Below are 17,189 nucleotides of genomic sequence, written 5' to 3' on the forward strand. Positions count from 1 at the left end.
GCAGTCTCTGCCGTTGGAGAAGATCGCCGGCATGGCGCAGCGGCTGATCTCCGAGCATGGGATGACCGCCCTGCAATACGGCGGCGGCCAGGGTACGGTTGAGCGTGTGCGCAATCAGGACCGTGCGTTTGCCTTCCCGCAGGTCGTCTCCGGCCGGTTTGCCGGTGGTGGCCGGATCGCCGAACACGCCCAGCACGTCGTCACGGATTTGGAAGGCCTCGCCCAAGGGCAGCGAGAATGCCTCGTAGGCCTCCAGCAGGCCGGTAGAAGCGCCGGCCAGCGCACCGCCCACGCTCAGGGGATGCACGGTGGAGTACTTGGCCGACTTGTAGCGGAGGATCTGCAGCGCGCGGTCCACGGCGGCTTCGGCCGGGCGCCCCGGTCCGGCAGCTTCCTCCAGCAGGTCCAGATACTGCCCGGCCATGACCTCCGCGCGCATGCGGTTGAAAATTGCGCGGGCCGGCGTTCCTGACGCGGACTCCGCCCCGATGCCGGCAAAGACTTCTTCGCTGAGGGACAGGCAGAGGTCGCCGGCCAGCAGGGCGGCGGCCTGCCCGTAGCGCTCGGCGTCCAGCGCCCAGCCGTTGAGCCGGTGCTGCTGCTCGAACCGCCGGTGCACGCTCGGGCTGCCCCGCCGGGTGTCCGAGCGGTCGATGATGTCGTCGTGGATCAGTGCCGCGGCCTGGAAGAGCTCCAGCGCGACTCCCGCCTGAACGGCCTGGCCGGCGAGCACGGACCCCCCTGCCCCGCGCCAGCCCCAGTAGGCCAACAACGCCCGGAGGCGCTTGCCGCCCGCGGTGAGGTCGGTGATGGCCTCCACCAGCGGTGCCGCGTCCGGAGCCGCATCCTGCAGCAGGTCCTTCTGTCCGGCCAGGAACTCCCGGAGCAATCCGGCCACGGCCTGCCGGAAGTCTTCCTGTTCCGCCGCGCTCGTTGTGGTCGCAGAGGGTTCCATGCCGTTACCTCCGGTCTGCCCGTGCGGGGAGGGATTCGTCAGGGCGGTACAGCATGCGGCGGAGCTCCTCGCGGTGGTACTGATGTCTGCAGCCAGTCTAGACAATCCCGCCGGGCCGGCGGGCCGCCCGCCCGCAGCTTCGGCCGCACCGCAGGCGGCAGCCAGCCTACGATAGTGCTGTGACCTCCCCGGACCAGCACAACTGCACCATTCTCCACGTGGACATGGACGCCTTTTTCGTGGGTGTGGAGTTGCTGGAGCGGCCGGAGCTGGTCGGGAAGCCGGTCATCGTGGGATCCGCCTCGGGCCGGGCGGTGGTGCTCTCGGCGTCGTACGAGGCCCGCAAATACGGTGTCCGCTCGGCGATGCCGATGGCACGGGCCCGCATGCTCTGCCCGCAGGCGCTCATCATTGAACCCAGCCACGGCAAGTACCAGCAGGCCTCGACCCGGATCATGGCGATCTTCCGGGAAATCACGCCGTACGTGGAACCGCTCAGCGTCGACGAAGCCTTCCTCGATGTGGCCGGTGCCCGCCGGCGGCTGGGCGAACCGCTGGAGATCGGCGCGCTGATCCGCCGTAGGATCTCGGCCGAGCTGGGACTGACCGCGACGGTGGGCATCGCCACGACCAAGTTCGTGGCCAAGATAGCCTCCACGCACGCCAAGCCGGACGGCCTGCTGCTCATACCCGAGGCCGAGACGGTCGACTTCCTGCATTCCCTGCCGGTGGGCGCCCTGTGGGGAGTCGGCGCCAAGACGCGGGAGGTCCTGGCCCGCCTTGGCATCCGTACCGTTGCCGATGTGGCACACACGCCGCCCGCGGCGCTGCACCGCGTCCTGGGAGCCACCGGCGACCACGTCCATCGGCTGGCCTGGGGAATGGACGACCGGGCGGTCACCCCTGAACGGGTGGAGAAAAGCATAGGTGCCGAAGAAACCTTCGAAAAGGACGTCGACGACGACGAGGTGCTCGAGCGCGAGCTCCTGCGGCTGGCCTACCGGACGGCCGCCAGGCTCCGCGCCGGGAACATGCGCGCCGGAACCATAGCGTTGAAACTCAGGTATTCCGACTTCACCACCTTGAACCGGTCACGGAAGCTGCCGGCGCCCTCGAACAGCGCCCAGCAGTTGCAGGCCGCCGCTGCGGCGCTTTTGTCGGCCCTCGGCGAGCGGCCGCAGGCGGTCCGGCTCATCGGGTTGCGGGCGGAGCAGTTGGAGGACGCCGGCCGGGGCGGCCAGCAGTTGAGCTTCGACGGCCACGAAGACACGTGGCACAGCGCCGAACAGGCCCTGGACGAGGTGAACCGGAAGTTCGGCGGCGCGGGGATTGTGCCTGCCTCGCTGCTGAAGTCCGGGCCCCGCAAGCCGGCGGAGCAGGGCCCGGAATCCCGCCGCCGGCCGGGCCGGGGCCAGGGTGCGTGAAATCGGGGCGGGTGGGATCACAGGTGGGTCATCGTGGCTTTTGATTGCAGGCTTTGCGCTCTATTCTTAGTAGCAGAGGTCAATTCGGTTCCGGTTGGTTTCAGGAACTCTTGTCCCGCGGAGTTCGTTGTACGCTATGCACCCTTGGGGGACTGGAACAAAGGAGGCTCAGATGCCACTCTCAGAGCATGAACAGCGGCTGCTGGAACAACTGGAGCAGCAGTTGCATGCTGATGACCCGAAGTTTGCCAGCCACATGGAATCGGCCAGCGGCCGATCGTTGTCGACGCGCCACATCGTCGTGGGCTCACTCGTCGCGATTGCCGGAATCCTGGTCCTGCTCACCGGCATCCTCAGCCAGATCATCGCCGTCGGAGTCCTGGGATTCGTCATCATGGGTGCCGGCGTCTACTGGGCCACCACGCGCCGCGCCGGGGCAGGGTCGCCGCGGGCGACCGGCACCAGGCAGACTTCCTCATCGAAGGGCGGCTTCATGGCCAGCCTCGAGGAGCGGTGGGACGAGCGGCATCACGGCGAAGACCGCTGACATAAGACCCGGCCGCCGGAGCAGCCGTTGAGGCTCCTCCACTTCGCCCCACCCGGCGGCTAGCGGCCGAAAGGCACGAAGGCAAGACCCGTCAAACGTCGGGTCTTTTCGTGTTTAAAGGCCCCGTGTGGGCCGGATCCGGCCCGTTTCCCGGCGCAACGGCCGCTTCGGCCGGCCTGGACGCGATCCAACAGGAAACTTCTACTGCCGGGGTTCCCCAGGCCCTCCACTTTCCCTCCACTCTGCTCCACAGGCCTGCTTCCGCGCCCTCACGCGGAGGGCGCCGAACATTTCCAGCTACAAAAGGGGCCGGAAGTAGTTGACTGTGGCGTGATGTGGAGTAAAGTGGAGGACATAAGAGGGTAGTGGTGACGCAGGGGGCGACGGTCTCCTCCAATCGGCAGGGCGGTGGCGATGTTCCTCGGGACACACTCGCCGCGGCTCGACGAGAAGGGGCGCCTGATACTTCCCGCAAAGTTCCGCGAGGAGCTTGCCGATGGACTCGTCCTGACGAGAGGCCAGGAGCGTTGCATCTACGTCTTCAGCCAGAAGGAATTCGAGCGGGTTCACGAGGAGATGCGGAAGGCTCCGATATCTTCCCGCCACGCCCGTGACTACATTCGCGTCTTTCTGTCAGGAGCCTCTGACGAAGTTCCGGATAAGCAGGGCCGGGTCACCATCCCGCCGGCACTGCGGACCTATGCAGGGCTGGACCGGGAGCTGGCGGTCATCGGTGCGGGAACCCGCGCTGAGATCTGGGATGCCCGGGCCTGGGACGACTACCTCCAGGAGCAGGAAACCGCCTTCTCCGAAACAGACGAAGACGTATTGCCCGGAGTCTTTTGACCCCGGGACGACAAACAGCACACGCGGCACGAACGTTCTTGGATGAGATCTCCAGCCGCCCGGCAGGTCCAACCTGGCTCACCTTCCCCGGAGCCAGGCGGGACAGGCCAGGCGCGGATGGGGATCTGGTTCAAGGACTTTCGGACTTAAAGACTCCAGCGACCAACCGGTCCCGGGCACCAGCAGGAAAGAAGGCTTCAGGATGAACAGCGAGCGGCCAGCAGGGGAGCGCCACATTCCGGTGCTCCGCGACCGCTGCATCAACCTGCTCGCCCCGGCCGTCGAACGTGCGGTGGCCGAACGCGGCCGCGCCGTCGTCGTCGATGCGACGCTCGGCATGGGCGGGCATTCGGAGGCCTTGCTGCAGCGTTTTCCGCAGCTGCATCTGATCGGGATCGACCGGGACGAACAGGCGCTGGCGTTGGCCGGAGAGCGGCTGCGCCGCTTCGCGGAGCGCACCGATCTGGTTCACGCGGTGTACGACGAGATCGCCGACGCGGTTGACGACCTCGGCGTCGGCCAGATCGACGGCGCGCTGTTCGACCTGGGCGTCTCCTCGCTCCAGCTGGACGAGCGGGACCGCGGCTTCGCCTATTCCTACGACGCGCCCCTGGACATGCGGATGGACACCAGCCGGGGCATGACTGCCGCGGACATTGTCAACACGTATGCCGAGGCGGACCTGGTGCGCATCATCCGGCGCTGGGGCGAAGAGAAGTTCGCCGGACGCATCGCCTCCAGCATTGTGGCAGCCCGCGACGAGGCCCCGCTGACCACCACGGGCCAACTCGTGGACGCGATCCGCAAGGTCGTGCCGGCTGCTGCGGCGCGGACCGGCGGCCATCCGGCGAAACGCACCTTCCAGGCACTGCGGATCGAGGTCAACGAGGAGCTGGACGTGCTCGAGCGGGCCTTGCCGGCCGCCATCGACGTGCTGGCGCTGGGCGGCCGGATCGTCGTGATGTCCTACCACTCGCTGGAGGACAAGATCACCAAGGCCGTTTTCGGACAGCTCTCGAAGTCATCCGCACCCCGCGGGTTCCCCGTCGAGCTGGAAGAACACAAGCCGCAGCTGAAGACCCTGACCAAGGGCACCGAAGTGCCGACGGCGGCAGAGATTGCAGAAAACCCGCGGGCGGCTTCGGCCAAGCTGCGGGCGGTAGAACGGATCCGGAACAGGAGCGCAAAATGAGTGCCAGTGCCCACGCGGCCCGTCCCGACCAGCATCAGTACGTGCACGGCAGTGCCGTGCCGGCCCGAGGTCCCGCAGCGGCGCCCCGGCAGGCCCCCCGCCGCACCCCGCTCTCCGTCGTACCCAACAGCCCGACGCGCAAGCGCGTGCCGTTCGCCCTGTTCTGCTTCACGGTTCTGGTGCTCGCGCTCGGCAGCGTCCTGATGCTGAACATCTCGGTCTCCAGCGGGCAGTACAAACTGGTGGAGCTGCGCAACGAGCAGGTCTCCCTGGCCCAGGCGAACGAAAAACTGACACAGCAACTCGAAAACCACCAGGCTCCCCAGAATCTTGCCGCGAAGGCGGCAGAATTGGGGATGGTAACGTCTCCGTCGGTCGGCTCCATCAATCTGGAGAGCCAGAAGGTCACCGGGAAGCCGAAGGCGGCGGAACCAGGCGCATCCCCGGAGCTGTTGGTGGCCCAGCCGGAAAATCCGGTCCAGAAGCCGGCCGCGAAGGAGGAAGCCGGGAAGAAGGACGGCACCCCCGCGGCGGCGAAGGAACCGGCGAAACCTGCTGCCGCTGCTGAAGCCGGTGCAGAAGAAGGCGCGGCACCGAAACCCGCCGAAAAGCAGCTGAACGGCGGCAGCATCCCGGCGCCGAAGCAACAGACAGGCCAGTAATCGCCCGGCAACGCAAACGAGGTACCTGTGGCAGCACCAACAGCCGACCGGCAGCACCCCAACCGCACGGCGAGGGCTACCAGGAGGCTCCGGGCCGGGCTGGCGATGGTGCTGATCCTGCTGGTCATTCTCGGGGCCCGTCTGTTCCAGCTGCAGGGGCTGGACACCGCCGGCATGGCCCAGGCGGCGGTGGACAAGCGCCTGCGCACCGTCGACCTGCCCGCGCTCCGCGGCGAGATCCTGGACGCCAACAACAACGTGCTCGCCCGCAGCGTGCAGCGGTTCGACGTGGTGGTGGACCAGCGGCTGGTCGAGGACTACACCCGGTTCGATCCGATCAGCCAAAAGTCCGAGGACGTCAAGATCGCCGACGCCATCGCCGAGCTGGCCGGCATCCTGGGCCAGGACGTGGAGACCGTCACCAAAGCGGTCACCGGCGACAAGCCCTTTAATTACGTGGCCAAGTCGGTCACCCCGGAAGTCCAGCAGAAGATCGAGGAGCTGGCCTTTCCCGGGCTGTCCGCGCGCGCGACCACCATCCGCAACTACCCGGCAGGGGCGGTGGCCGGCTCGGTGGTCGGATTCATGCGGTCGGATGGCGTGCCGCTCGAAGGCATCGAGGCCTCGCAGAACGACGTCCTCTCCGGGACGCCGGGCACGAAGACCTACGAAATCGGCGCCGACGGCATCCGCATACCGGTCGGCACCTACGAAGAAGTCCCGGCCGTGGATGGCCAAAGCGTGCGACTGACCCTCAATACCGACATCCAGTGGTACGCCCAGGAAGTCATCGCCGAAACCGTGCGGGATTACGGCGCCGACTACGGTACCGTCGTCGTCCTCAATGCCAAGACCGGCGACCTGATCGCACTGGCGGACTCCACGACAGTGGACCCCAATGACCCGGGCGCCACTCCGGACAGCGAACGGCAGTCGATGGCTGTGACACGCGCCTTCGAGCCGGGGTCCACTACCAAGATGATCACCATGGCGGCCGCGATCGAAGAGGGCATCACGACCCCGGCATCGCGATACACCATCCCGCCCAAGTACACGGTCAACGGCCAGACCTTTCAGGACGCGACACCGCACGGCACCCTGACGCGCACCACGGCCGGCATCTTCGCGCAGTCGCTCAATACCGGCACCACCATGATCGGGCAGCAGTTGACGCGGCAGCAGCGCTACGACTACCTGCGGAAGTTCGGCATCGGCCAGCGCTTCGACATCGGCATCAACGGCGCCACCGCCGGCCTGCTGGCCGAGCCGGAGACGTGGGACGGGCGGCAGGAGTTCACCGTCCTCTTCGGCCAGGGCCTCGCTCAGACGGCCCTCCACACCGCCGTGGCCTTCGGGACCATCGCCAACAACGGCGTGCTGATGCAGCCGCGGCTGATCGACGCCTATATCGACCCGAACGGCACCGAGCACGAGGTGCCTGTCGAGAAGGGCAGCCGGGCGGTTTCCAAGAAGACCGCCAACCTGGTGCAGGACATGCTGGAAACCAACTCGAAGTACCACAGCGGCAAGCCCGGTAACATTAAGGAGTATCGGATCGGGGTCAAGACCGGTACAGCCGAAGCACCGGCCGCCGACGGGGGATTCAGCGGCTACACCATTTCGATGGCCGGCATCGCCCCGATGGAGGATCCGCAGTTCGTCGTCGTGGCGACCATCCAGCGGCCGCAGGGCGGGGTGCTGACGCTGTCGGCCGGACCGACGTTCAAGAAGGTCATGACGCAGGTCCTCAACGCCTACGACGTGCCGCCGTCCACCAGCAAACGGGTCGACCTGCCGCTGGAATGAGCCAACCTGGAGAATATGTGAGTTCCACTGCCGAGCAGCCCCACCGGTCCGCCTCGCCCTTGCGGCCCCCAACGGTCAGGCCGGTCCGGCTGGCGGCGCTGAGCGGCATGCTGCAGCACCGCGGGCTTCCCGTACCCGAGGGCGGCCCGGGGTCGGAGGACCTGACCTTTACCGGCATCACCATAGATTCGCGTTCCGTCGAGCCGGGGGACCTGTATGTCGGCCTGCCCGGAGCCCGCCGGCACGGCGCCGACTTCGCCGGCCAGGCCGAAGCGGCCGGAGCGGCGGCCATCCTGACCGACGACGACGGCGCCCGGCGGGCAGCCGGCCTGGCTCCGGGCCTGCCCGTGCTGCGGTCGCGGGACCTGCGCGCACTCGTGGGGCCGCTGGCGGCCGCCGTCTACCGCAGCCAGCCGGCGGGCGGACAGGCGCCGGCGCTGTTTGGCGTCACCGGAACCAACGGCAAGACCACCACCACCTACTTCATCAAGTCCCTGCTGGAGGCGCTGGGCCTCAGCACCGGACTGATCGGAACTATCGAGATCACGGCCGGTTCCGAACCGATTCCCAGCGCCCTGACCACGCCGGAATCGCCCGAGGTGCACGGGTTGCTGGCCCTGATGCGCGAACGCGGGCTGGACGCGGCGGCCATGGAGGTCTCCTCGCATGCCATTTCCTTCCGGCGGGTCGATGCCGTCCGGTTCGACGTGGCCGGCTTCACCAATCTCACCCAGGACCACCTGGACCTGCACGGGAGCATGGACGAGTACTTCGAGACCAAGGCCCGCCTGTTCAGCCCGGAGCGGTCCGGCCACGCGGTCGTCTGCGTCGACGACGACTGGGGCCGCCGGCTCGCCGGCCAGGCCCGGTCCGCCGGAGTCCCGGTGGCCACCCTGGCCACCCAGGGCGGCAGCGCCGACTGGTCCGTCCGCAACCCGGTCCGTGAGGGCCTGGGGCACCGGTTTGAACTGCACGGGCCCGACGGCGTGGTGCTGCGGCTGCACACCGGGTTGCCCGGCTCGTTCAACATCTCCAACGCCGCGCTGGCCGTGGTGATGGTGGCGGCCTCCGGCACCCCTTCGGCGCGGCTCCAGCAGGCGCTCGACACTGCGGATCCGCTGACCGTGGAGGTTCCCGGCCGGATGCAGGTCCTCAGCGGCAACCCGGCAGCGATCGTTGACTTCGCTCACAATCCCGACGCGCTCGAGCGGACCCTGGCCTCGGTGCGCCGCCCCGAACCCGGGGCACGCGTGATCGTGGTGTTCGGAGCCACCGGGGAACGCGATCAAACCAAGCGCCCGCTGATGGGGGCGATCGCCGCCCGGCTCGCCGACGTCGTCATCGTCAGCGACGACGACCCGCACGGCGAGGACGCCGCCCGCATCCGCGCGGATGTGCTGTCCGGCGCACGCGCCGCGGCCGAACGGGAGCAACTGCCGGCCGACATTATCGAAGTCTTCCCCCGTGCGGAGGCCATCGAGCGGGCCGTGGCCCTGGCGGCGCCCCGGGACACGGTCCTCGTCGCCGGCCGCGGCCATGAGGTCTGGCAGGAGGTCAACGGCCAGAACCTGGCCCTCGACGACCGGGAGGAACTGCGCGCGGCCCTGCACCGGCACGGATTCGAAGTGCTCTCCCCGAACGCGGTAGAGTCCTAGATCGTCATGATTGAACTAACTGCAGCCGATATAGCGGCGATTACCGGCGGACGGATCGTTGGGGAACCCGTCGGTGCCACGGGGGACACCGGCGGCATCACCGTGAGTTCCGCCACCACAGACTCCCGCGAAATTGAGCCCGGCGGCCTGTTCGTGGCCAAGCCGGGCGAGACCGCAGACGGGCATTTCTACGTCGCCGCGGCCTTCGAAGCCGGTGCCGTGCTGGCGCTGACCGAACGCGAGGTCTCCGACCCGACCGGCCGCCTCCTGCCGCAGATCGTGGTGGCGGACGCCGTGCTGGCTATGGGCGCCGTCGCCGCGGCCATCGTCGCACGGCTGCGCGCCGCCGCGGGACTCGAGGTCGTGGGCATCACCGGCAGCGCCGGCAAGACCACCACCAAGGACCTGCTCGCGGGGATCCTGCGCCGAACCGCGCCCACCGTGGCCCCGATCGGCTCCTACAACGGCGAGGTCGGCGTCCCGCTGACGGTGTTCGCCGCGGACTTCGACACCCGCTATCTGGTCGTGGAAATGGGCGCCACCGGCATTGGCCACATCCGGTACCTGACGGACATGGTCAACCCCGGCGTCGGCGTGGTGCTGGGAGTCGGGACCGCCCACGCAGGGGAATTCGGCGGCGTGGACAACATCGCGATCGCGAAGGGCGAGCTGGCCGAGGCCGTGCCGGCCGGCGGTACCGTCGTGCTCAATGCCGACGATCCCCGCGTCCGGGCCATGGCCGCCCGCACCCGGGCCCGCATTCTGTACTTCAGCTCCGACGACGACTTCACCCTGCCCGACGGGAGTACCGCGCCGTTGCTGCGGGCCCGCGGCGCCCGCGTCAACGACGACGGGCACCCCGAATTCACGCTCCGCTTCCCGGACGGCTCCGAGCACCCGGTAACCTCCGGGCTGATCGGCATCCACCACGTGACCAACCTGCTGGCCGCCGCCGGCGCCGCCTGGGCGCTGGGCGTGCCGGCGGAAACCATCGCCGCCGGCCTGAACGGGGCCGGCCCCGCCAGCCGCTGGCGGATGGAACGCACCGAGCGCGCCGACGGCGTCACGGTGATCAACGACGCCTACAACGCCAACCCCGAATCCATGCGGGCAGCGCTGCGCACGCTGGCCGAACTCGGCCGCGGCCGCCGCACCTGGGCGGTGCTGGGCGAAATGCTGGAACTGGGCGAAGACTCCGTGCAGGCCCACGACGCGATCGGGCGGATTGTGGTCCGGCTGAACATCTCCCACCTGATCGTGGTGGGAGAGGGAGCCAAGGCCATGCACAACGCCGCCGTGTTGGAAGGCTCCTGGGGCGACGAATCGCTCTGGGTCGCCACGCCCGAGGAGGCCCGCCGGGTGCTCGAGGAGAAGCTGGAACCGGGCGACCTGGTGCTGTTCAAGTCCTCCAACTCGTCCGGGCTGCGGTTCCTGGGCGACCGGATAGCATCAGGAAATCCGTCGACGGACGGCCCGGCTGCAGCGCGCAGACCCGAAACCCAACAGGAAGGCCAGGCGCAGTGATAGCCCTGCTGATCGGCTCTGCCCTGGCGCTGGTCCTGTCCCTGCTCGGCACGCCCTTGTTCATCAAGCTCTTGGTGCGGAGAGGCTACGGCCAGTTCATCCGCGACGACGGCCCGACGGCGCACCACACCAAGCGCGGAACGCCCACCATGGGCGGCGTGGTCATCGTGGCCGCGGTGATGCTCTCCTACTTTGCCACGCACCTGATGATGTGGATGATGAACGGGGAAGCGCATTCCGGGCCCACCGTCTCCGCCGGCGTCCTCATGCTGCTGATGGCCGGCATGGGGCTGGTCGGTTTCCTGGACGACTTCATCAAGATCTCCAAGCAGCGCAGCCTCGGGCTGCGGGCCTGGGCCAAGATCGTGCTGCAGGGCATCGTCGGCATCCTCTTTGCCGTCCTGGCCCTGAACTTCCCGGACAACATGGGCCGCACCCCGGCGTCGATGAACATCTCCTTCGCCCGTGACATCCCGTGGCTGGACCTCGCCTTCGGCGGCACCGTACTCGGCACTATCCTGTTCATCATCTGGTCGAACGTCATTGTCACCGCAGCCACCAACGGCGTGAACCTGACCGACGGGCTGGACGGGCTCGCGGCGGGCGCATCGGTGATGGTCTGCGGCGCCTACATGCTGATGGGGATCTGGCAGTTCAACCAGAGCTGCGGCTCGGTCAAGGTCCCCGGGGAGGTCTGCTACGAGGTACGCGACCCGCTGGACCTGGCGCTGCTGGCAGGAACCATGGCCGGCGCGCTGATCGGGTTCCTGTGGTGGAACACCGCGCCCGCCAAGATCTTCATGGGCGATACCGGATCGCTGGCGATCGGCGGCGCCATCGCCGGGTTCGCCATCCTGTCCCGCAGCCAGCTGCTGCTGGTGGTCATGGCGGGCCTGTTCGTGATCATCTCGCTGTCCGTGATCATCCAAGTGGTCTACTTCAAGCTCAGCGGCGGCAAACGCGTCTTCAAGATGGCCCCGCTGCAGCACCACTTCGAGCTCAAGGGGTGGGCCGAAGTCACCGTCGTCGTGCGCTTCTGGATCATCGCCGGGCTGTGCGTGGCGGCCGCGCTGGGCATCTTCTACGCCGAATGGGTGCTGGGCTCATGAGCCGGCTGGACGCACTCACCTCCTGGGACGCGGACTGGTCCGGGCTGCGCGTGGTGGTCGCCGGGATCGGGCTGTCGGGATTCTCCGCGGCCGACACGCTGATCGAACTGGGCGCCGCCGTCGTCGTCGTGGACGGCAGCGACACGGCGGAAAACCGGGCCAAGGCCGATACGTTGAAGATCGTCGGGGCCCGGCAGGTCCTGCTGGGTGAAGAGCACACCGGCGCACTGCCCGACGTCGGCGGGGAGCCGGCCGAACTGGTGGTCACCTCGCCGGGCTGGCAGCCGCGGACACCGCTGCTGGCCGCCGCGGCGGACGCGGGGATTCCCATCTGGGGCGACGTTGAACTGGCGTGGCGGGTGCGCGAACGCGCCGGCCGGCGAACCGCCGAATGGCTGGCCATCACCGGTACGAACGGCAAGACCACGACGGTGGGGATGGCCGAATCCATGCTGCAGGCGGCCGGGCTGCGCGCCATCGCCGCCGGCAACGTCGGCACGCCCATCCTGGACGCGGTGCGTGATCCCATCGGCTACGACGTCATCGCCGTCGAGCTGTCGAGCTTCCAGCTGCACTGGACCCACACCATGTCCCCGCTGGCCTCCGTGGTGCTCAACGTGGCCGAAGACCACGTGGACTGGCACGGGACCTATGAGGCATACCTGGCCGACAAGGCCAGGATTTACGAGCGGACCAGGATCGCGTGCGTCTACAACGCCGAGCAGCGCGAGACCGAGGAGATGGTCGAGGAGGCCGACGTCGTCGAGGGCTGCCGGGCAATCGGCTTCACGACCGGAATGCCGGCGGTCAGCATGGTCGGCGTCGTGGAGAACCTGCTCGTGGACCGGGCCTACATCGAAGAACGCCGGGACTCCGCAACCGAACTGGCCGGCCTCGGCGACCTGGGTGACCCGGCGCCCCGGCACCAGGTGGCCAACGCCCTGGCCGCCGCCGCCCTGGTCCGGGCGTACGGCGTGGAACCGGCCGCGGTCCGCGAAGGACTGCGGCGGTTCGATCCCGGGGCACACCGGATCCAAAAGGTGCTGGAGCACGCCGGCGTGCTCTGGGTCAATGACTCCAAGGCGACGAACCCGCACGCGGCTTCGGCCTCGCTGGCGTCGTTCTCCTCGGTCGTGTGGATCGCCGGGGGACTGTCCAAGGGCGTCAGCTACGACGAGCTGATCGCCGACCACGCGCGCAGGCTGAAAGCGGTGGTGCTGATCGGCAGGGACAACACCGCCCTCCTGGCCTCGCTGCAGCGACACGCACCGGATGTCCCGGTCCTCCACGCGCACCCGGGAGACACTGGAAACAGCGCCCCGGAGGCGGAGGACACTGACGGCGAAACCGTGATGGCGGCGGCCGTGGAAGCGGCAGCGGGCATCGCCGCCGGCGGGGACACCGTGCTGATGGCGCCGGCAGCCGCCTCGATGGACCGGTTCACGTCCTACGCCCACCGGGGCAATGCGTACATGGAAGCAGTCCGCCGGTACGGAGAGGGACAGGCACCGTCGACTAAGGAGCAGTAATGGCCACCACCCGCAGCGGAAGCCGGACACCGGCCCCCGCCGCTGCCCGCGGACACGCCGCTCCCGGCACGAAGCCCGCCCCCGAAGGCCGGTTGCGCGAGCTCCGGCAGCGAGGCACCGACCTGCTGGACCGCATCCAGGGCACCGGCACGCGGTCCAGCGGGGCCAGCTACTACCTGATCCTGGGCTCCGCGCTGGCCCTGACGGCCATCGGCCTGCTGATGGTGCTGTCGTCGTCCGCGGTGGAATCGATCGCCGATGAAACCTCGCCGTTCAGCCTGTTCATCCGGCAGGCCGTGTTCGCCGGCCTGGGGGTCACCGCGATGCTGGTCCTCTCGCGGTGGAAGGTCTCCACCTACCGGAAGCTCGCCTGGCCAGGCCTCGCGGTGTCGGTGCTCCTGCTGCTGCTGGTGTTTACCCCGCTGGGCGAATCCGTCGGCGGCAACCGCAACTGGATCCATTTCCCCGGCAACGTTTCCCTGCAGCCGTCGGAAGTGGCCAAGCTGGGCATGTCCCTGTGGATGGCAACGGTGCTGGCGGCCAAGGAGCGGCTGCTGGGCCAATGGAAGCACCTGCTGATCCCGGTGGTCGTGCCCGGTGCCCTCCTCGTGGTCGGCCCGGTGCTGCTCGGCAACGACCTGGGCACCGCGATGATCCTGATGCTCATCATCGCCGGCGGACTGTTTTTCGCCGGCGCACCGCTGAAGCTGTTCGGCGTGGCCGGACTGGGGGCCGGCGCGCTGGTGCTGCTGCTCGTGGTGGTCAGCCCCAACCGCATGGGCCGCATCCTCATGTGGACGGACCAGAGCTGTGAAGCGACGACCGGGCTGAACATGCAGTCATGCAACGGGCTCTTCGCACTCGCCTCCGGCGGCTGGTGGGGCGTGGGACTGGGACAGAGCCGGCAAAAATACAACTGGATTCCGGAAGCCCACAACGACTACATTTTCGCCATCATCGGCGAAGAGCTGGGCCTGCTCGGCACCACCGTCATCCTGGCGCTGTTCGGCGTCCTGGCCATTGCCCTGGTGCGCACCGTGATGCGCCAGGATTCCCTCTTCGTGCGCATCCTCGCCGGTTCCATCATGGTGTGGATCATCGGCCAGGCGTTCGTGAACATCGCGGTGGTCACCGGCCTGCTTCCGGTGATCGGAGTGCCCCTGCCGTTCATCTCCTACGGCGGCTCCGCGCTGACGGTCACCCTGGCCGCCGTCGGTGTACTCTTGTCCTTTGCCCGGACCGATGTGCCCGGCCGGAAGAAGTCCGGGGGACTCCTGGGCCGGTGGCGGCAGCAAGCGCCGGCCGGGAACCGCTGACCCCAACCCAGACCACCAGCAGCCGAGCAGAAGGTACTTCCGCAACACCATGAACACTTCCGATCCCTCTGTGGTCCTGGCCGGCGGCGGCACGGCGGGGCATGTCAGCCCGCTGCTGGCCATCGCCGGCGCCGTCCTGCGGGCCGCCCCCGCGGCCCGCATCCTCGCCGTCGGCACCGCCGTCGGCATGGAGACCCGGCTGGTCCCCGCGGCGGGCCACCGGCTCGCCACGATCGGGCGGGTTCCGCTGCCGCGCCGCCCCTCCCTCGACCTGCTGAAGCTGCCGTTCAAGTTCGCCGCGGCCGTGCGCCAGGCCGCGGGCATCATCGACGGCGCGAAGGCCGACGTCGTGGTGGGCGTCGGCGGGTACGTGTGCACCCCGGTCTACATCGCAGCCAGGCTGCGCCGGGTCCCGATCGTGATCCATGAGGCCAACGCCCGGCCGGGGCTGGCGAACCGGGTCGGGGCACGGCTGACCAGCCGGGTCGCGGTCGCGTTCAAAGACACGAAACTGCCCGGCGCCCGCTGGGTCGGCATGCCGATGCGGCCCGAAATCGCCACCCTGGACCGGGAAGCCTCCCGCGAGGCCGCGCGCCGGCGGCTGGGACTGGCGGCGGACCGGCCGACCCTCATCGTCACCGGCGGCTCCTCGGGCGCGCTGAGCATCAACCGCACCATCGGCGCTTCCCTGCAGGAGCTCGCCGCGGCAGGCATCCAGGTGCTGCACATCACCGGGCGGAACAAGGCGCTGCGGGACGCCGACGGGCAACTGCTCGCCGCTCCCGGCTACCACCAGGTGGAATTTGTGGACGGCATGCAGGATGTCTACGCGGCGGCCGACCTGCTGCTGGCCCGCGCCGGCGCGGCCACGGTGTGCGAGATAGCCGCCGTGGGCCTGCCGTCCGTGCTGGTGCCGCTGCCGCACGGCAACGGCGAACAGGCCCTGAACGCGGCCTCCCTCGTGGCCGCCGGCGGGGCCGTGCTGGTCCGCGACGGCGGGTTCACACCCCGCTGGGTCACGGACGAACTAATCCCGTTGCTGCGAAACGCGGAGCGGCTGCAGCAGATGTCCGCCGCGGCACACACCCTGGGAATCCGCGACGCAGACACCCGAATGGCACAATTGGTGCTCGAGGCAGCAGGGAGGAACACAGATGAAAGCCGTTGATTTCCACACCACCGCCCGGCTGCCGTTCGGCGACCTCGGCGCCGTGCACTTCATCGGATTGGGCGGCGCCGGAATGTCCGCCATCGCCCGGATCCTGCTGGCCCGCGGCGTGCCGGTCTCCGGTTCGGACGCGCGCGACTCGGCGGTCCTGCGCCAGCTGGAGGCCCTCGGTGCGACCGTCTTCGTGGGCCACGAGGCCGGCCATGTCGCCGGCGCGGACACGGTGGTTGTCTCCACCGCCATCCGGCCGGAGAACCCCGAACTGCAGGCCGCTGCCGCCGCCGGCCTGAACATCGTGCACCGCTCGGTGGCGCTTGCCGCCGCGATGGAGGGGAAGCGGCTGATCGCCGTCGGCGGCACCCACGGCAAGACGACCACCACGGCCATGGCGACCGTGATGCTGCAGGCGGCCGGCTGTGAACCCTCGTTCGCCATAGGCGGCGACGTGGCGGCGCTCGGCGTCAACGCCGCCCACGGCCAGGGCGAACTGTTCGTCGCCGAAGCCGACGAATCCGACGGATCGTTCCTCAACTACCGTCCGCAGGTCATTGTGGTGACCAACGTGGAGGCCGACCACCTGGACCACTACGGGTCGGCCGAGGCCGTGTACGCCTCCTTCGACCGGTTCACGGCACTGCTTCCGGCCGACGGCACCCTGGTGGCCTGCCTCGACGACGACGGCGCCCGCGCCTTGGCGGAGCGCACGGCGGCGTCCGGCACCGCAGGCCGCGTGCTGGGCTACGGCTACGCGGCCGACGCCCAGGTGCGTGTCGAAGACACCGTCTTCGCCGGCTCGGGGAGCACCAGCAGGATCGAATACTCCGGCGGCAGCTGCACGCTGCGGCTGCAGGTGCCGGGCGAGCACAACATCCGCAACGCCGCCGCCGCCCTCGCCGTGGCCATCACCCAGGGCATCGATCCGGCCACCGCGGCCGAGGGACTGGCCGGGTTCACCGGAGCAGCCAGACGGTTCGAGGCCAAGGGCACGGCGGCAGGGGTACGGGTGTTCGACGACTACGCACACCACCCCACCGAGGTCCACGCGGCACTCACGGCCGCCCGCGAGGTGGCCGGCGGGCATGCGGTGCATGTCCTGTTCCAGCCGCACCTGTTTTCCCGCACCCGGGAATTCGCCGCCGAGTTCGCCCGGGCCCTGCAACTGGCCGATTCGGCGGCCGTTCTCGATATCTACGCCTCCCGTGAAGATCCGATCCCGGGCGTCACCAGCGAACTGATCACCAGCCGGCTCGCGCCCGGCAGCTATGCACCGGATCCGGGGCGGGCGGTGAGGGACATTGTTGCCCGCTCCCGGCCCGGGGACATCGTGCTGACCGTCGGCGCCGGTGACGTGACCCAATACGGGCCGGTGCTGGTCGAGGCCCTGGGGCAGGCCGCAGCGGCGGCGCGATGAGTCCGCGCAAGCCCCGCACTCCCGCCGCGCGTCCCGCCGCCGCCC

Annotated in this window: 14 protein-coding genes; 13 read left to right on the forward strand and 1 reads right to left on the reverse strand. The window is 69.0% G+C overall.

The window, feature by feature from the left end; translation table 11 throughout:
- Positions 1-955, reverse strand: a 955-nt coding sequence (locus AC5RUH_RS15495; protein WP_494129021.1) for a polyprenyl synthetase family protein, incomplete at its 3' end; no start/stop codon positions are given.
- A gap of 179 nt (positions 956-1,134) precedes the next feature.
- Between AC5RUH_RS15495 and dinB the strand changes: the two genes are divergently transcribed.
- From dinB to murC, 13 genes are all read left to right on the forward strand, one after another.
- Positions 1,135-2,379: a DNA polymerase IV gene (gene dinB, locus AC5RUH_RS15500; RefSeq protein WP_494013800.1), complete on the forward strand. Its 1,245-nt coding sequence runs from the start codon at positions 1,135-1,137 to the stop codon at positions 2,377-2,379.
- A 172-nt stretch (positions 2,380-2,551) separates the two neighbouring features.
- Complete coding sequence (locus tag AC5RUH_RS15505; protein WP_493999458.1) at positions 2,552-2,926, forward strand: SCO2097 family morphological protein; 375 nt, start codon at positions 2,552-2,554, stop codon at positions 2,924-2,926.
- A gap of 414 nt (positions 2,927-3,340) precedes the next feature.
- Positions 3,341-3,772, forward strand: coding sequence for a division/cell wall cluster transcriptional repressor MraZ (gene mraZ / locus AC5RUH_RS15510; protein ID WP_493987551.1), 432 nt, complete (start codon positions 3,341-3,343; stop codon positions 3,770-3,772).
- Between the two features lie 202 nt (positions 3,773-3,974).
- On the forward strand, positions 3,975-4,964 hold the full coding sequence (rsmH, locus tag AC5RUH_RS15515) for a 16S rRNA (cytosine(1402)-N(4))-methyltransferase RsmH (RefSeq protein WP_493999459.1): 990 nt from the start codon (positions 3,975-3,977) through the stop codon (positions 4,962-4,964).
- Positions 4,961-5,626, forward strand: coding sequence for a cell division protein FtsL (gene ftsL, locus AC5RUH_RS15520; protein ID WP_494129022.1), 666 nt, complete (start codon positions 4,961-4,963; stop codon positions 5,624-5,626). Before rsmH ends, ftsL begins: the two co-directional genes overlap by 4 nt.
- 27 nt (positions 5,627-5,653) lie before the next feature.
- Positions 5,654-7,432, forward strand: a complete 1,779-nt coding sequence (locus AC5RUH_RS15525) for a peptidoglycan D,D-transpeptidase FtsI family protein (RefSeq protein ID WP_494013802.1) — start codon at positions 5,654-5,656, stop codon at positions 7,430-7,432.
- Positions 7,429-9,087 (forward strand): UDP-N-acetylmuramoyl-L-alanyl-D-glutamate--2,6-diaminopimelate ligase, encoded by a 1,659-nt coding sequence (locus AC5RUH_RS15530; protein WP_494109144.1) that lies wholly within the window; start codon positions 7,429-7,431, stop codon positions 9,085-9,087. Before AC5RUH_RS15525 ends, AC5RUH_RS15530 begins: the two co-directional genes overlap by 4 nt.
- Positions 9,088-9,093: 6 nt before the next feature.
- On the forward strand, positions 9,094-10,611 hold the full coding sequence (locus tag AC5RUH_RS15535; RefSeq protein ID WP_494129023.1) for a UDP-N-acetylmuramoyl-tripeptide--D-alanyl-D-alanine ligase: 1,518 nt from the start codon (positions 9,094-9,096) through the stop codon (positions 10,609-10,611).
- Positions 10,608-11,720, forward strand: coding sequence for a phospho-N-acetylmuramoyl-pentapeptide-transferase (gene mraY, locus AC5RUH_RS15540; protein WP_494023244.1), 1,113 nt, complete (start codon positions 10,608-10,610; stop codon positions 11,718-11,720). Before AC5RUH_RS15535 ends, mraY begins: the two co-directional genes overlap by 4 nt.
- Positions 11,717-13,249, forward strand: coding sequence for a UDP-N-acetylmuramoyl-L-alanine--D-glutamate ligase (gene murD / locus AC5RUH_RS15545; RefSeq protein WP_494129024.1), 1,533 nt, complete (start codon positions 11,717-11,719; stop codon positions 13,247-13,249). Before mraY ends, murD begins: the two co-directional genes overlap by 4 nt.
- Positions 13,249-14,565, forward strand: a complete 1,317-nt coding sequence (gene ftsW, locus AC5RUH_RS15550; protein WP_493999466.1) for a putative lipid II flippase FtsW — start codon at positions 13,249-13,251, stop codon at positions 14,563-14,565. The genes murD and ftsW overlap by 1 nt, the downstream gene beginning before the upstream one ends.
- 49 nt (positions 14,566-14,614) lie before the next feature.
- Positions 14,615-15,733: an undecaprenyldiphospho-muramoylpentapeptide beta-N-acetylglucosaminyltransferase gene (murG, locus tag AC5RUH_RS15555; protein ID WP_493999467.1), complete on the forward strand. Its 1,119-nt coding sequence runs from the start codon at positions 14,615-14,617 to the stop codon at positions 15,731-15,733.
- On the forward strand, positions 15,720-17,144 hold the full coding sequence (murC, locus tag AC5RUH_RS15560) for a UDP-N-acetylmuramate--L-alanine ligase (protein ID WP_494129025.1): 1,425 nt from the start codon (positions 15,720-15,722) through the stop codon (positions 17,142-17,144). The genes murG and murC overlap by 14 nt, the downstream gene beginning before the upstream one ends.
- Positions 17,145-17,189 lie beyond the last annotated feature (45 nt).

The organism is Arthrobacter sp. Y3223166 (genome assembly GCF_059090935.1).

Excerpts from the sequence above, each read along its gene's own strand:
- murG (WP_493999467.1), top strand. The coding sequence starts at position 14,615 with ATGAACACTTCCGATCCCTCTGTGGTCCTGGCCGGCGGCGGCACGGCG.
- murC (WP_494129025.1), top strand. The coding sequence starts at position 15,720 with ATGAAAGCCGTTGATTTCCACACCACCGCCCGGCTGCCGTTCGGCGAC.
- rsmH (WP_493999459.1), top strand. The coding sequence starts at position 3,975 with ATGAACAGCGAGCGGCCAGCAGGGGAGCGCCACATTCCGGTGCTCCGC.
- ftsW (WP_493999466.1), top strand. The coding sequence starts at position 13,249 with ATGGCCACCACCCGCAGCGGAAGCCGGACACCGGCCCCCGCCGCTGCC.
- murD (WP_494129024.1), top strand. The coding sequence starts at position 11,717 with ATGAGCCGGCTGGACGCACTCACCTCCTGGGACGCGGACTGGTCCGGG.
- AC5RUH_RS15535 (WP_494129023.1), top strand. The coding sequence starts at position 9,094 with ATGATTGAACTAACTGCAGCCGATATAGCGGCGATTACCGGCGGACGG.
- AC5RUH_RS15530 (WP_494109144.1), top strand. The coding sequence starts at position 7,429 with ATGAGCCAACCTGGAGAATATGTGAGTTCCACTGCCGAGCAGCCCCAC.
- ftsL (WP_494129022.1), top strand. The coding sequence starts at position 4,961 with ATGAGTGCCAGTGCCCACGCGGCCCGTCCCGACCAGCATCAGTACGTG.
- mraZ (WP_493987551.1), top strand. The coding sequence starts at position 3,341 with ATGTTCCTCGGGACACACTCGCCGCGGCTCGACGAGAAGGGGCGCCTG.
- AC5RUH_RS15505 (WP_493999458.1), top strand. The coding sequence starts at position 2,552 with ATGCCACTCTCAGAGCATGAACAGCGGCTGCTGGAACAACTGGAGCAG.